Source organism: Thermoclostridium stercorarium subsp. stercorarium DSM 8532 (assembly GCF_000331995.1).
Classification (GTDB): Bacteria; Bacillota; Clostridia; order DSM-8532; family DSM-8532; genus Thermoclostridium; species Thermoclostridium stercorarium.
Window position 1 is genome coordinate 1,822,936 of sequence record NC_020134.1, and the last position, 16,179, is coordinate 1,839,114.

The 16,179-nt window shown below is 41.4% G+C and carries 13 protein-coding genes; 4 read left to right on the plus strand and 9 right to left on the minus strand.

Annotation, left to right across the window (positions count from 1 at the left end; genetic code table 11):
- Positions 1–54: 54 nt before the first annotated feature.
- Both CST_RS07915 and CST_RS07920 read right to left on the minus strand, forming a co-directional pair.
- The gene (locus tag CST_RS07915; protein WP_015359350.1) at positions 55–1,110 is read right to left on the minus strand and encodes a HAMP domain-containing sensor histidine kinase; all 1,056 of its coding nucleotides are present in this window, start codon (positions 1,108–1,110) and stop codon (positions 55–57) included.
- On the minus strand, positions 1,088–1,780 hold the full coding sequence (locus tag CST_RS07920) for a response regulator transcription factor (protein WP_015359351.1): 693 nt from the start codon (positions 1,778–1,780) through the stop codon (positions 1,088–1,090). Before CST_RS07920 ends, CST_RS07915 begins: the two co-directional genes overlap by 23 nt.
- A 233-nt stretch (positions 1,781–2,013) precedes the next feature.
- Here CST_RS07920 and CST_RS07925 point away from each other — a divergent pair, with 233 nt between their 5' ends.
- Together CST_RS07925 and plsX are read left to right on the plus strand one after the other, a co-directional pair.
- Complete coding sequence (locus tag CST_RS07925) at positions 2,014–2,448, plus strand: hypothetical protein (RefSeq protein WP_237266307.1); 435 nt, start codon at positions 2,014–2,016, stop codon at positions 2,446–2,448.
- Between the two features lie 55 nt (positions 2,449–2,503).
- The gene (plsX, locus tag CST_RS07930; protein ID WP_237266396.1) at positions 2,504–3,502 is read left to right on the plus strand and encodes a phosphate acyltransferase PlsX; all 999 of its coding nucleotides are present in this window, start codon (positions 2,504–2,506) and stop codon (positions 3,500–3,502) included.
- A gap of 41 nt (positions 3,503–3,543) precedes the next feature.
- Here the strand turns inward: plsX and CST_RS07935 are convergent, their stop codons facing one another.
- The 7 genes from CST_RS07935 to CST_RS07965 form a co-directional block, all read right to left on the minus strand.
- Entirely contained in the window at positions 3,544–5,238 is a 1,695-nt protein-coding gene (locus CST_RS07935) for a M3 family oligoendopeptidase (RefSeq protein WP_015359354.1), read from the minus strand.
- Positions 5,239–5,459: 221 nt separating this feature from the next.
- Positions 5,460–6,761 (minus strand): glycoside hydrolase family 27 protein, encoded by a 1,302-nt coding sequence (locus tag CST_RS07940; RefSeq protein WP_015359355.1) that lies wholly within the window; start codon positions 6,759–6,761, stop codon positions 5,460–5,462.
- 80 nt (positions 6,762–6,841) lie between these two features.
- Positions 6,842–8,974, minus strand: coding sequence for a methyl-accepting chemotaxis protein (locus CST_RS07945; RefSeq protein ID WP_015359356.1), 2,133 nt, complete (start codon positions 8,972–8,974; stop codon positions 6,842–6,844).
- Between the two features lie 265 nt (positions 8,975–9,239).
- On the minus strand, positions 9,240–10,406 hold the full coding sequence (locus tag CST_RS07950) for an aminotransferase class I/II-fold pyridoxal phosphate-dependent enzyme (RefSeq protein ID WP_015359357.1): 1,167 nt from the start codon (positions 10,404–10,406) through the stop codon (positions 9,240–9,242).
- Positions 10,407–10,590: 184 nt separating this feature from the next.
- Positions 10,591–11,415 (minus strand): amino acid ABC transporter ATP-binding protein, encoded by an 825-nt coding sequence (locus tag CST_RS07955; protein ID WP_015359358.1) that lies wholly within the window; start codon positions 11,413–11,415, stop codon positions 10,591–10,593.
- Positions 11,399–12,109, minus strand: a complete 711-nt coding sequence (locus tag CST_RS07960; RefSeq protein WP_015359359.1) for an amino acid ABC transporter permease — start codon at positions 12,107–12,109, stop codon at positions 11,399–11,401. Before CST_RS07960 ends, CST_RS07955 begins: the two co-directional genes overlap by 17 nt.
- Before the next feature lie 232 nt (positions 12,110–12,341).
- Entirely contained in the window at positions 12,342–13,199 is an 858-nt protein-coding gene (locus CST_RS07965; protein WP_015359361.1) for a transporter substrate-binding domain-containing protein, read from the minus strand.
- 358 nt (positions 13,200–13,557) lie between these two features.
- On the opposite strand from CST_RS07965, the gene CST_RS07970 reads away from it, so the two are divergent.
- On the plus strand, positions 13,558–14,313 hold the full coding sequence (locus tag CST_RS07970; protein WP_015359362.1) for a response regulator transcription factor: 756 nt from the start codon (positions 13,558–13,560) through the stop codon (positions 14,311–14,313).
- A gap of 6 nt (positions 14,314–14,319) precedes the next feature.
- Positions 14,320–16,104 carry a cache domain-containing sensor histidine kinase gene (locus tag CST_RS07975; RefSeq protein WP_015359363.1) on the plus strand — a complete coding sequence of 595 codons (1,785 nt, stop codon included), beginning with the start codon at positions 14,320–14,322 and terminating at the stop codon, positions 16,102–16,104.
- Positions 16,105–16,179 lie beyond the last annotated feature (75 nt).

Below are 16,179 nucleotides of genomic sequence, written 5' to 3' on the forward strand. Positions count from 1 at the left end.
ATCTATATTAAACAACAATCTTACGTATCGGTCAATACCATAATCTGGATACAGTTAGTTTTTATGTATACCACCCTTTTGACACTTGGGCAAAATCACCGTAAAGGTTGTTCCGGCCCCCAGCTTGCTGTCGACGGTAATTTCCCCCCTGCAGAGCTCCACTATACGCTTCACTATTGAAAGACCAAGGCCGTTACCATGGGTTGATCTGGATTTGTCAGCCTGATAAAACTTGTCGAAAATGTGTTTTATTGTATATTCATCCATACCCTTTCCGTTGTCACTTATGCGGAAAACTATGTTATCGCCGGTTTCATACAGGGTTATGGATATTCTTCCGTTGTCGTCGGTATATTTTACGGCATTGTCTATTAAATTAATCCACAAATGGGACAGCAATTCTTCATCGCTGAAAATTTTAACGTTTGAAAGGTTCAGGTTCATTTCAAGGTTTTTTTTGCTCCACTGTTTTTCCAGAAGGATTATGCAGTTCCTTATCTGCTCATCCAGATCATACTCGGCCTGATTTGTAATGAACTGCTGGTTTTCGATTTTTGTCAGCAAAAGCACGTTGGATGACATTTTTGTAAGCCTTTCTGCCTCTGAGATTATAATTTCGGTATACTCTTTTCTTTTTTCCTCCGAAAGGTTTTCATTCTGAAGTTGTTTCGCAAACCCTCTTATTGAAACTATCGGGGTTTTAAACTCGTGAGAAAAATTATTTATAAAATCATTTCTGAACATTTCAATACTGCCCAGTTCTTCAGCCATTTGATTAAAATTCCTGAGCAGTACGGCAATTTCGGAATCGCTGTTAATTTCAGGCACGCGGACGCTGAAATCCCCCTTTGCTATAATTTTTGTGGCGTCAATTAACTGATGCAGGGGCTTTAAAAATTTTTCGCTGACCATTGCCGACAGTGACGTGCCTATAATGCTGCTTACAAGAAGTGCAATAAACGGGGAAAGAATAGGCGTAAGGAATGGAAAAGGAAAAAAGTCCAAAGCGTAGAAAAACAGGAAACATACCGATGTTAACAGCCCTGAGGATACCATTATAAAAAATATAAAAATTACCATCATAATATTAAGAGATTTTATTCTTTTCATTCCTTACCACCGCCTTGTATCCAAGCCCCCTTACCGTAACTATCTCAAAATCCGGATTATCCTTGAACCTTTCCCGCAAACGGTTGATATGGACATCCACCGTGCGCTCGTCGGTATCTGAATTCATATCCCACAGCTCATCCATAAGACTGCGCCGGGTAAAAATCTTGTTCTGGTAAGCCAATAATTTATACAACAGCAAAAATTCCTTATTGGGCAGCTCCTGAACATTATCCCCGCGTCTTACGGTAAACGAATCATAATCCAAAACAGTTTCACCTATTACAAGTTTCCGCTCATTGACTATCTGCGCCCGCCTGAGCAATGCCGCAATCCTGAGAAGCATTTCCTCTTCGTCCACGGGTTTTACCATGTAATCGTCGGTTCCGACTATAAATCCTCTCTTTTTATCTTCCTGGGCCTCTTTTGCGGTTACCATAAGAATTGGGATATTGTTATTGCTCTCCCTTAGCGTTTTTGTAAATTCATAACCGTCCATCCGGGGCAACATAAGGTCAAGAACAATCAAATCCACATGGTGGCTGTCCATCTTTTCCAGCGCGTCTATTCCGTCGGTTGCAAGAATAACGTCATATCCATTCTGGGTTAATACCGCTTCCATAAGTTTTCTTGTGTTATAATCATCTTCCACTACCATTATGCTGAACACAGGCGTTCCTCCCATGTGAAATCATTTTTATCCTTGATGAGAATATTTTATCAGCAAAATATTAATTGATTATTAACAAATAAAGCGATTTTGTTTAAATTCAGTTTATATTTTCTTTTTATAATATCACCGGCAGGTAATCAGCCACAATAATTTATCTGCCGAAACCAAATTCAGAATTCCCGTGTAATTAATTCAGACTTTTGTGATATAATTACACATTAGTGTCCAATATGGCTGACCAGGGAGAGATGACAATGGGAGCCTTCAGGGAAAAGCTAATAAAGTTCATGTACGGCAGGTACGGGATAGATCACTTGTACTATGCTCTGGCTTTGTTATGCTTTATTCTGCTTATCATTAACTCATTTGTGCATTCACCGGTACTTACAATTATAATGTGGTTTGTATTCATAGTGATGATTTCCAGAACATTTTCGAAAAATATATATAAGAGACGTCTGGAAAATGAGCGTTTTTTGAATGCGTGGTACCGGGTAAAAAAGGAATGGCTTTTTACAATCCGCAGAATTAAAGAAATCCGTACACACCGGTATCATAGATGCCCTCACTGCAAGGCAATGCTGAGGCTGCCGTATAAGAGGGGAAAACATACCGTGCAGTGTCCCAGGTGCAATAATGAGTTCAAAATGCGGGTAATCATTTAAATTCTTATATAGATTCAGAAACTCTTCATAAAAGGAGCTGAGACTGTTGAGGATTGTGGTTGACGCAATGGGCGGGGATAATGCCCCGAAAGAAATAGTAAAAGGATGCGTGGAAGCAATAAAAGCCCAGGACGGGTTTGAAATAGAGTTACTGGGGGATCCGAGGAAAATTGAGGAATGCCTTGAAAATGAGACCTTTGACAGAAGCAGGCTTTTTATTACCGAAACATTTGACGAGATAACAAATTCCGACAAACCAACCGAAGCCATTAAAAAGAAACAGAATTCCTCACTTATAGTCGGTATGAAAAAGATACAGTCCAAAGCCGCCAATGTATTTATTTCAGCGGGCAGTACCGGAGTATTGCTGGCGGGTTCGCTGCTGATTGCTGGAAGGATCAAGGGAGTGGTACGGCCCGCGCTGGCACCCGTGGTTCCCTCCATCAGGGGGCAGACGATGATAATAGACGCCGGAATGAATACCCAGATAAAGCCCATTAATTATTTACAGTTTGCCATAATGGGCAGCGAATACATGAAATATGTGTACAATATTGAAAACCCGAAAGTAGGCCTGATTAATGTGGGCACAGAGGAAAACAAAGGGAACGAGGTAGTGAAAAGCGCCTATGAGATTTTGAAAAAGGCGGATATAAACTTCGTAGGAAACATTGAAGGAAGGGACATTCCGGAAGGCAAAGTGGACGTTGTGGTCTGCGACGGCTTTGTCGGCAATACAATGCTTAAGGTTATGGAAGGCACCGGAAGCTATATCATACAGCAGCTGAAAAAAATGTATTCTTCCAGCATACTGGGGAAAATCAGCTACATGATGATAAGGCACGAACTCAAGAAGCTGATGAAACAGCTTGATCCCGAAGAAATAGGCGGAACACCGATACTCGGAGTAAACGGTATAATCTATAAATGCCACGGAAATTCAAAGGCAAAAGCGATTAAAAATACAATACTTAAAGCATGCAGTTCGGCGTGCATGAATTTTATGGAACGCCTGACGGTTACATTTTCACAGATGGAAACCGGTAAAGTTTAAAACTTTACCGGTTTTTTTACAATGTTTATCGTTTTTTGTTCTTATATTTGCGCTCTCAATTCGTTAAGAAGTTTTTCAATTTTTCCTGCCAGGTCCTTAAGCGCACCGTCCTCAAACGGAGATACAAGTCCCGCCTCCTTAATCAAATCGGTGAACAAAGCCTCACCACCCTGAGAAGCAAAACGTACATACTTTCTGAAGGCTTCGTTGTAATCTTTCAGCGACTCAAGCAGGAACTCAAAAGCCACAACCTGGGCAAGGCAATAATCTATATAGTAGAACGGGCTCTCATAAATGTGCATCTGATACTGCCACCGTGTTCCTTTTTCCAAATACGGTATCCCTTCACTGCTCAGGTAAGGCCGGAATTCAGCCTCCAGCTTTCTCCATGTTTCGTTCCTTTCTTCAGGTGTCATGTCAGGGTTTGCATAAACAATATGCTGAAAATAGTCCACGATGGTGCCGTAAGGGATAAACGAAAATGCGTCAAAAACGTGCATAAACCTGTATTTTGCCGCATCTTTCCCGAAAAACTTATCCATATATTTTTCGGCAAAAAATTCCATGCTCATGGAGTGCGTTTCCGCTGTTTCCATTCCTCCGACGTTAAGTTCCACTGCAAATCTGTTATTCCTTGTCAGGTATGCCGCAAAGGCATGGCCTGCCTCATGTGTAACAACGTCAATATCGGCGGATGTACCGTTGAAGTTTGCCAGGATAAACGGCTGCTTGTATTTGAAGAAATACGTACAGTACCCTCCACCCCATTTGTTCCTTCGCGATTCTACGTCAAATGCCTCGGTTTCCAGCATCATGTCAAAGAATTTTCCCGTTTCCTCGCTCATATCGTGGTACATTTCCTGCGCAGCCTTGAAAATTCCGTCCTTGTCAAGAATTGGTTTTGGATCGCCGCCTGGCAGATAAACATCATTGTCATACAATTTAAAATCATCTATTCCCATACGCTTTGCATTTTCAAGTTTAAGCCTTGAAACAACAGGCACAATATCCTTCAGAACGTTTTTACGGAATTTTTCAACCATCTTTTCGTCAAAACTGATGCGGCCAAGCCTGTAATAAGCCAGCTCAATGAAATTTTTGTAACCCATCTTTTTGGCCATTCTGTCGCGTACCTTTACCAGCCTGTCATAAAGAGTATCCAGTTCGCCGGAATGCTTCTCAAGGCCCCTGCCCAGTACTTCGTATGCTTCCTTTCTTGTGTTCCTGTCGTCATCCTTCATATATTTGCGAAGTATTGACAACGGTATTGATTCGCCTCTGAAATCAAACGTCATTTCGGACATTAGTTTGGAATACTCGGTTACAAGGCGGTTTTCCTCCACCATCTCTTCAATTATTTCAGGGGACATGGATTTGGCTGTGACTTCATAATATTTAAAAAGTACGGGCGACAGTGCCTTTTCAAGTTCTGCCCTGAACGGGCTTTGAATCATAGCCACTGCATATTGATGAAAGTAATTGTTGAACTTCGGCTCGGTTTCGTTATAATATTCCATTTCCTTTAAATAAAATTCATCCACGGTATTTAAAGTATAGCGCATATGGGCAATACTCTTTGCAGTGGTAAACTCCTCCACTGTTTTCAGTATTTTTTCCCGTGCTTTCAGCACTTCATCAACCGAACCGGCGTTTTTTATCTTCGCCAGATTTTCTTCCAGTTCGTCCTTTACAGCCTCCAAAGATACTCTTTCATACTTCAGTTCAGATACCTTCATAATATAACCCCATTTCCGTCATAATTTTTCCATAGAGTCATGCCGTTTACCGGTAAAGTTTGATACCTAATTATAACACACGACCGCGCAAAAAAACAGGACACCCGTCGGTTTGAAACCCGGACGGGCGCGGTTTTAACGCTTCTTGCGTCAGCTGCATTATTTAGGAAATTCCGGCAATGCAGGCCGCTTCATTCAAAAATATATCCGGCAAACATCGATCAGTCGATTTTTGTAAGCTTATAAAGTACAGCTCCGTGAGGGTTTACATTTGCACTCACGTAATCTGAGACAACACCCGTATCCTCATGCTTCCAGAGGTTTCTGACCTTATATGTCCCTCTGAGCCCAAGCCTTGAAAGACTTATGGAAGGATTCGTGAACGCGAATGAAATATTGAAAAACGCCACATATTTGCTTCCGTCAATGCCATTACTTGTCCAGACAATCGTATCACCGGTGCGCATAATCTGCCTTGCACCATAGGAATGTTTCAGAAGGCCCAGAACCTCATGGTTTGTAAGCAAGTTAAAAGTCCACTCGTCGTTATCGCGCAGTTCCCCTCCTATCATTAACGGGGAGCGGAAAATACACCATAACGTCATCATTGTTATTTGCTCGTCTTTCGTCAGGCGGCAGTACCTTGCATTCTGATCATACCCGGGCGTGTTTATGCAAATACGCCCTAAAGGCAGCATGTCACAGTCAGGCCAGCATCCTTCCCTTACATACGGGCTCCACTGATTGCATTTTTCAAACATCTCATAAATTTGTTCCCAGTTATCCCATACATCTTTCGAAATTCTCCACATATTGGCGTGTTTTGAAAGATGCTCAGCCTCTTCAATTACTGCAGGCCCGGGGGACAGGCTCAAAACCATTGGTCTTCCGCAGTTATCAATGGCACGGCGGATCATCTCAATCTCACGCTTCGCCGAATACGGGTTTGAGGGACTGAATTCGGTGTTGCATATGTCATCCACCTTGACGAAATCCACACCCCAGGCGGCATACAGTTCAAAAAGGGAATTATAGTATTCCTGCGCCCCTTCGGCATCCGGGTTCACACCATACATATCGGTATTCCACGGGCAAATGGAATAACTGTGGGCAATGTCTCTTGCTGTAACATTGGTGCCTTTAATTGGTGTTCCTGCGTGTACCGCCTGTCTCGGAACACCGCGCATGATATGTATACCGAATTTAAGACCAAGGCTGTGGATGTAATCGGCAATGGGTTTAAATCCCGCGCCATTTCTGGATGACGGGAAACGGTTTACGGCGGGTATCAGACGGGAATACTCATCCATTTCAAGGGGATAAAAATGATTGTACTCCGTGGATTTCGCCTTCGGTTCATACCACTGAATATCGCATACGATATACTCCCAGCCGTATCGTTTCAAATATTTGGCCATGTATTCGGCGTTCCCTATAAGCTGTTCTTCAGTAACCGATGCGCCATAGCAGTCCCAGCTGTTCCATCCCATCGGCGGCGTTAAGGCAACCTTGTTTTTGTCCATATAATTCCCCTTCCTTTTTATTTGAAATCAAAAAAGGAAGCACGGGAAGCTTTCTGCCGCTTTCCCGTGCCAGCCCTCTTTTAAACCCTGAACATGGACACGACATTCAGGAGTTTCTCGGTACTCTCCTTCACTTTTTTCGCCTGCTCCATTACTTCACTGGCTTTTGTGGCCACAATACCGGCTTCATTCGCCATGTCAGTCGTTTCGGCGGAACTTTCCGTAGCGGCTTCCGCCACATCATTAATTGCTTTCATTATACTATGTACCGATGAATACAGTTCCTCGGAAGTAGCACTGAAATCGGCCACCATCTCGTCTATCATGCGCGCATCGTTGTTATATTTTTCACCCGTCTCTACAAGCATATCATAGTCCTTTACCACTTTGTTCTCCAGAAAATCCAGAACCTTTTCAGAGCACTCAGAAAGGTTATATACCGATTCGACAACCTGTTTTGTTACCTGCTGTATTTCTGAAACAGTCTTCCTTGAATTTTCGGCAAGATTCCTTATTTCCCCGGCAACTACGGCAAAGCCTCTCCCCGCATCGCCGGCCTGAGCGGCTTCAATTGAAGCATTCAGAGCCAAAAGATTTGTACGCTGGGCAATTTCAAGAATTGCATCGGACAGAATGCCTATCCTTTCCACCGCTCTTGCTTTTTCAATGGCTTCCCTAAGCTTTGTGGCATTGTTCGTAAATAACTCCAGGGCACTTTTCTGGGAATTCATCGCGTTATCCATCAGCTCATTGGCCCGCCTGCTTACTTCATTTGCCGACATCGCACCTTCCTGTGCCTTGTTTGCAATCGAATCAATGGCTTTTTCTATTTCGGTCGCAGTGGCATTCATCTCTTCGGCCATTGCGGATGTTTCCTCCATTTTCGCAGACAATTCCTGAGTTATGGATGACATCACGTTAATCTGATCGGTCAGTTCGGACATGCTGTCACTTGCGGTAATAATAGCGTTATCCACGTTGTTGGCTTCCGAGATAACGTTTTTAATAATCTTCGACACGTCTTCGGTTATTTTCCTGAAGCCTCTTGCAAGATCCCCTATTTCATCACGCCTTTTGGCATATTTTTCTTTAACGCTTACGGTGAAATCGCCTTTTGACATTGTAATACAGCAATTTGTCAATTCAGTTATCGGTTTTGATATGCTTTTTCCAATCAGAAATGCCGTAACGGCCCCTGCGGCAAGAATAATAACCGATATGACAATGAAAGTGGTTCTGAGGTTGTCCACTTCTGCCATCATTTCGCTTTTGTCCACGGCCACTCCCACCGACCAGCCATATTCGGATATCGGTGCAAAACCTACCACTTTCGCAACGCCTTTATATTTATATTCCTCAAAACCCGTTTCTCCGTTCATCATTTTCCTTTGAACCTCATTGAAATTGTCAAACCCTAAATTATTGCCGCCGTCAGCGTTTTCCGGAGTTGCAGAAGTGACAGAGTCGACATTTTGCTCCGATGTTCCGGAGCCATTTCCTGCAGTTAAAAGACCTTTTCTCGCCGGCAGAAGAACCGAGGCTGTTGTCGAAGCATCAACCGTTCTTGTATCAATGATTTCCTTAAGCAGTTCGGTATCGGCATGGGCAATGGTCCTTCCCTGTTTATTTATAATAAACGCTTCGCCAGTATCACCGAACTTAATCTTTTGGGCAAACTCGCTAAGCTCCATCCCGTCCCTGACCGCCATAAGTACGCCTGAAACTTCACCGTCAATTACCACCGGTACTGCATAAGCCATGACTATTTTAGTCCGATCTTCATTAAACATGGGATCAGATACGGTACTTTCACCTGCCATTGCCGCTTTAAACAACTGGTGTTCCTTCATGTCCAGAATCTTACCCTCGTCAGTTACAGCGATGCCGTTTTTGTTAATCAGCAGCATACTTTCATGCCCTAATCTCTGCTTTTCCTTTGAAAGCATCGCCACTGCCTTAGAGTAATCGCCATTCGGATCCTGCAGCACCCTCATTTCTTCCGATGAAGCCATATAACTCAGTATATTCAGATGATTCTGTATACTGTCCCTTATTGTTAATGAAGCTTCCATCGCATATTTGGGCATTGTATCGCCGAGGACCCTGATTAAGGATTTTGAAGAGGCAAAATATGAAACAGTTCCAAAAGCCACACATACAATCAGAAGCAAAAGGCCAAAGGAAAAAATAATTCTTGAACCTATACTTTTCATTTACCCCACCCAAACCCTTTCTTTCGTATTTAAGCAACAAACTTAAGCCATATTATATTTACTCTTTTTTGCTTTACTATAAACATGCTTTCGGGACATACAAAATTACAGTACATTCACTATATCTTTTTCGGCGGATTTTAATTAAAGTTTTAAATAACTGACAAAAATCCAAACTAAAAGACTTTTTTTTGCAGAACATCAACAAAAAGGGGTGCCATAGCACCCCTCATATATTTTATTTCATTACCGCAATCAACTTTTGCTAATCCAGTATTCCGCTCCTTTTTACAGCTTCAATTGCCTTTTTAATATCCTCTATATCCTGAACCAGTGCAATGCGTACATGCCCCTCTCCCGAAGGCCCGAAAGCACTTCCCGGGGTTACCATTACGCCAGCACGGTTGAGCATGTCCATTGCAAAATCAATGGATTTTTCATATTTCGGAGGAATTGGCGCCCAAACAAACATTGTTGCTTCGGGTTTTTTCATATGCCAGCCTATGCTGTTAAAACCGTCACAAAGGATATTTCTTCTTATTTCATAAGCCTCCCTGGTTCTCGACACACAGCTTTGATCGCCCGTAATGGCCGCAATGGCAGCCTTTTGAATTGGTATGAACATACCGTAATCAAGATTTGATTTTAACATTTTAAGGCGTGAAACAACCTCTTTGTTACCTACACAGAATCCGATTCTCGCACCGGCTATTCCATAGGTTTTCGACAGTGAGTTAAACTCAACGCCTACATCCTTCGCGCCGGGGTAGGCAAGGAAACTTCCCCCTCTTTTATTGTCAAAAACCAAATCACTGTAGGCATTGTCATGAAGCACAATTATATCATATTCCTTTGCAAAAGCTATAAGCTCATGGTAAAACTCATCAGGAGCAACTGCCGTGGTAGGATTGTTAGGGTATGATACTATCATAAGTTTTGCCAGCCTGGCAATATCCTCAGGAATATCCTTAAGATTTACAATATAACCGTTCTCCCGCTTCTGAGGCATATAATACAGTTTTGCTCCTGCCATACGCGGTCCGTCGGCAAATATCGGATAGCACGGATCTGGTATAAGGACCAAATCCCCCTCATCCACAACCGTCATTGATATAAGAGGAAATCCCTCCTGAGATCCCATGAGGGAACAGATTTCGGTTTTCGGATCCAAATCCACGCCATACCTGTTCTTATACCATTTACTCACAGCTTCAAGCAATTCCGGCAAATCGCTTATCGCATAGGTATAATTTCTTTCATCCGCAGCGGCGGCACATAAAGCATCCAATATATGCCTTGCGGGGGCAATATTCGGAGAACCTACGCTTAAATCTATAACCTGTTCTCCCCTTGCCAACTTTTCCCTTTTTATTTCCAGCAGTTTGGCAAATATACCCTCATTCAACTGATCGATACGTTTTGAAAATTTCATATAAACCACCCCGATAAATTTAAAACAAATCTCCTGCGAACCATCAACCTGCTGCATATATAGAATAAATTTTAATATAACTGTCCATACTTGGCAACTTAAACCTCTGGCCTTACGCTGTCATCCCGCAGCCCGAAAGAAAACATATTTTAGTGACAAAACAAATGCCGCAAAATTTATGACATTACAGTACCTTTGACAAAAATTCTCTTGTCCTGGGATGCTTCGGATTTGTAAAAATCTCTTCAGGAGTGCCTTCTTCAAGGATTTTTCCTTCGTCCATAAACAAAACCCTTGTAGCAACTTCTCTTGCAAATCCCATTTCATGGGTGACAATAACCATTGTCATTCCCTCTTCCGCCACCTGCCTTATAAGTTCCAGTACCTCTTTTACCATTTCCGGGTCGAGAGCCGATGTAGGTTCATCAAACAGCATCACTTTAGGATTCATAGCAAGGGCACGGATTATCGCTATTCTTTGCTTCTGACCTCCCGAAAGAGTGGACGGATAAACATTGGCTTTGTCCTCAAGTCCAATTCTTTTCAGAAGCCGCATCGCATTATCCCTTGCTTCGGCTTTAATTTTTGCCGGCGTCGTGTTTATTTCGTAAAGCGGTTTTTTGTTCTTTGCAAACAGATTGCCTATTTTAATAAAAAAATTTCTAACCTTTTTCTTCCGAAGCTCAGAAATGCCTATATGCACCGGCGCAAGCATAATATTTTCAAGCACTGTTTTGTTATTGAACAGATTAAACTGCTGAAAAACCATTCCCATGTGCCTGCGGTGGATATTTATGTCAACCCTCATATCGGCAATATCCACGCCTTCAAAGATTATAGAACCGCTTGTAGGATCCTCCAAACAGTTGAGACAGCGCAGAAAGGTGCTTTTTCCGCTACCCGAAGGTCCGATTATGGCTATTTTTTCGCCTTTCTTAATTGAAACAGTTATTCCCTTCAATACTTCCACTTTACCGTAACTTTTATGTAAGTCAATTACGTCTATCACTTTTCCTGAGGCTCCTTTCCATGATCCTTACAAACAGCGCTATAATCATGACCATAACAATATAAATCAACGCCATGACAAGATACGGGACCATAAATTCATAGCTGTTGGTTCCTATGAAATTGAAAGCGACATATAAATCCGCAGCCCCTACAAAACTTACAACCGACGTTTCCTTAATCAGCGCTATAAATTCATTTCCCAGCGTCGGCAATATGTTTTTTACCGCCTGCGGTACCACAATTTTCACCATCGTTGTTCCATAACTTAACCCCAGGGCGCGACCTGCTTCCATCTGGCCTGGATCAACCGACATTATACCGCTTCTCATGATTTCAGACACATACGCCCCGCTGTTAAGTCCAAAAACAATAACACAGACATTAAGCGGAGGTATATTTATCTTTACCAACGGCAGAACCACATAGTATGCCACCAGCAACTGCACCACAATGGGAGAACCCCTGAACAGTCCCACATAAAACCTGCATATTGTATCAAGTATTCTCGGAAGTTTCTTGTATTTCGGAAATACCTCTATAATGGCTATAATTGTTCCGATGATAATTCCAATAGCCAGTCCCGCAACCGCTATATACAACGTATTTTTCAGGCCGGTCAGTACTTTTGTGTAACCGCCATTTTCATAAAAAATTTCCCAGAATTTTTCAAGCTTTCTTCCAAAGTTTCCCATACCATATCCCTTATCAGTAATAATTTACATCATTATAACAGCCACAACAGCGGTTTATCAATGCATTTTTTATATATAAAATCAAATATTTTGCCTTCACCCGGGTGCAAAAACCGGTAACCGACAAATATTAAAAACGGTCTGTATTTCCTTCCAATTCCGTATAAACGCATAAAGGGTCAGTTGGAAAAACATCCAGCCTGACCCTGCCACCAGGCAAAAGTTATCTTTTTCAGTTTAGCTCATTAATTGCTTTCACTATAAATTCCGCAGGTGCTTCATCAATTATTACGAAATCCACATTTCCGTTAAGCATGTCCTGAACGGCCAAGGCTCCCGAACTGTAACCCACACATGTAACGTTAAAACCGCTGAAACCCCATTCTTCATCGCCTTCAACATAGAATTGCGCGGTAGTACCGTTCTGCACTCCAACTTTAGTATCTTTTCCCATGCCTGAAAGAATTGCCTCAACATCTTCGGCGGTTTTACAGTTATCAAATGTCGTATCATTCTCTTTCACTATAATCTTTTGCGACGCGTTATAATATTTGTCCGAAAAGTTTACATACTCTTTCCGGTCTTCTTTAATCGTGAGCCCTGCCATTGCAATATCGGCCTTTCCCTGCCCTACCGCCAGACAAACGGCATCAAAATCCATATTGCTGATTACAAGCTCTTTTCCGAGACGCTCTGCCAGAAGTCTGGCAATTTCCATATCGATACCGTAATATTTGTTGCCCTTCATGTATTCAAAGGGCTCAAAGGCTGCATTTGTAGCAACCACAAGCTGATCTTTCGACGGATTCAGCTCTGCCGATTCCACCGGCTCAGGTTCACCGTCACCGAAATATTTATTTAATATCTCATCAAATGTGCCGTCGGACATTATATCAGCTATAAGCTTGTTTACTTCCTCAAGAAGTTTGGGATCACTTTTATTCACCCCGAATGCATATTCTTCCTGAGTTAACGGAATATCAATAACCTTCACCTTTTGGCTTTTGCTTTCCGAACTACAGCCCGAAAACACTGCAGCAACCGTCGCCACAATCATTATAACCGTCAAAAGTTTTATAATTTTTTTCATTCATTTACTCCCCCTGTAATTGAATATTTATGTATAATTATAAATTGTTTTTGTATATTTATAAATTTACAGTATAAATATGCATTTGTCAATAGTTTTATAAAAATTTTTCATAAGTTTTGAACTTCTATTTACCGGTGAAATCCCGGGTTGAAATATTTAATAACGCTTTTGGATTGTAAGCTTATAATTTAATGGTATAAATATACATATGATATAAAAGCAATACAATTGACAAGCCATTATTTTAAATGATATTATTATTATGCCAACAATTGCTCCCCGGAAATGATCATGTCAAAAATATGCCTTGCCGTTTCATATGTGCCGGCTAATCTTTCGTGCAGGAGGATTAGAAATGATAGGCATGGTAATAGCTGACGACGAACTTATTATAAGACAGGGGCTTACGTCAATTGACTGGAACAGGTATGGGATTATGGTTCTTGGTACAGCGGAAAACGGCAACGAAGCGCTTTCGATAATAATTTCCAAGCACCCGCAGATTTTAATAACCGATATCCGAATGCCCGGTATGGACGGTCTGAAGCTAATAGAAGCCGCAAAAGAACAGGTCCCTGAAATTCAGTCAATCCTCCTGACAGGATATGAAGATTTCAACTATGCAAAAACTGCCATCAGCCTGGGAGCGATAGATTACATCCTCAAACCTTCTGATCCCGATGAAATAATAGAAGCGGTTTTAAAAGCGAAAAGCAAAATCGACGAAATCATTCAGCTGCGAAATCTTGGAAACCAGTGTAAACAGCGGAAAATCAACAACAGAATTGTACGGGAAGTACTGGATTATATCGAAAATCATTATTCCGAAGACATCAGCCTTTTTACCGCAGCCGAACATGTGCATATGAATCACGTCTATTTAAGCCGTCTTTTCAAAAAAGAACTGGGAGAAACATTTCTTGAAAACCTTACGAAATACAGATTACAAAAGGCCTGTGAGCTGCTTTCCAATTCTGATTATAAAATTTATGAAATATCGTCCATGGTGGGCATTTTTGATCCGGGTTATTTCAGCCAGGTTTTTAAAAAATATTACGGACTCACCCCTTCAGAATACAGGGATAAGCTTTCTGCCTCAAAAGGAGTATGAAACAAATTGACTAAGCTGTATGCCATCCGCAAACATTTTCGCGATCTTCCGATTTATAAAAAGCTGGTTTTTTCATTCGTCTTCCTTGCAATCTTCCCCGCGCTTTTTATCGGAATTCTTTCCTACTGCCGATCCAGTGAACTTATAAAACACAAAACCGAGCAATATACCAATGATATACTGATGGAAATGGGCAATAATATAGAAAACAAACTGCGTGAAGCCGAACGTGTCACCTTCCAGGTGCTTTCAAATTCAATAATCCAGAACAGTTTAAAAAAAAGCAACAGGGGTTTTGCCAATGAACAGGAAAAAATTACTGCCGAGAAAAACATACATTCGCAGCTCAGTGGGCTTATTTCTTCAGTTTCGGATATAGCCGCAATACAGATAATTTCAAATAACGGAACGATATATTATGTAAATCCTGCGTCAATCTCCCTAAATGACAACGAAGAGGAAAGGAAAATTGTGGAGAAAGGTTTGGGAAGACCGTACTGGTTTAATACCGATCCATCCACACAAACCTTAATGGTGGGAAGGGTTATAAACAGCCTCGACGCTCAGAAGAAAATCGGCTATGTGTTCGTATACCTGCGTGAAAGCAGTATCATAAACACATTTAAGGAAACCGAACTTTTCAATAACGGTAAGCTGTATATTATAGACCAACAAGGTTATATTGTTCTGGCAAGGGACAGAAATCTTCTTGGAAAAAGAAATGAATTCACGTCAAAGGCAATAAACGGTTTTATGGATAATAACACCTTTACAACGGCCAAAATAGCAGGTAAAAATTATTATGTCTCATACAGGGATATAAAGGGTACGTCATGGAAAATGGTCTGTTTCATACCTTCACTGGAATATGAATGGGAAGTAATATTGCTCAGAAACTGGATATTTTTAACTATTTTGTTATGTTGCCTTTTGTCATTTGTTCTGTCCGTAGTGATTTCAAAAGACATTTCAAAACCTGTTCAGGATCTTTCAAAGAAAATGCAGGAAGTCGGTAAGGGAAATTTCAGTGTATATATTGATTATGACGCAAAGGATGAAATTGGCGTATTAAGCAGGCGTTTCAATGAAATGGTAAGCCAGGTGAACCTTCTTATTAAAAAAGTTTATCAGGAGGAACTGCTTAAGCAGAAAGCCGAACTGAAATCTTTAAGAATGCAGATTAATCCCCATTTCCTCTATAATACACTGGAATCCATCAACTGGATGGCAAGAATGCACGGAGTTCCTGAAATCGGCAGAATGGTCAAAGCCCTCGGTGACCTTATGCGTGCGAGCATTAACGGCGAAGACTTCATTTCCGTCAGGGAGGAAATCAGAAATATTGAAAACTATCTGACCATTCAGAAATTCAGATACGGCGACAAAATAAGCGCAGAAATGGATATAAATCCCGGGATACTGGATGTAAAAATACCAAAGCTGATTCTTCAGCCAATAGTTGAAAATGCAGTAATACATGGAATAGAAAATAAAATCGGCAATGGAAAAATATCAATAGAAGGCTTCAGCGAGAACGGGACAGTCATTTTACGGGTGAAAGACGACGGAATAGGAATGGACGAGGAACTGTGCTCAAAAATACTTTCGGAAAACCACGACTCCGGCAAAACCGACAGACATACCCATATAGGACTGAAAAACGTGGATAAAAGGATAAAAATGTATTATGGCGAAAAATACGGGATTAAAATTCAAAGCCGCAAGGGATGCGGCACTTGCGTAAGCATATCCATCCCCTCAAATCATACGGTCAATTCATCGGATTCATAACAAAAAGTTTATTTTTTCAAATATTTAGTTTATTTAATCAAATCTATTAAAACAGGAAAACCTCTATAATAAAAA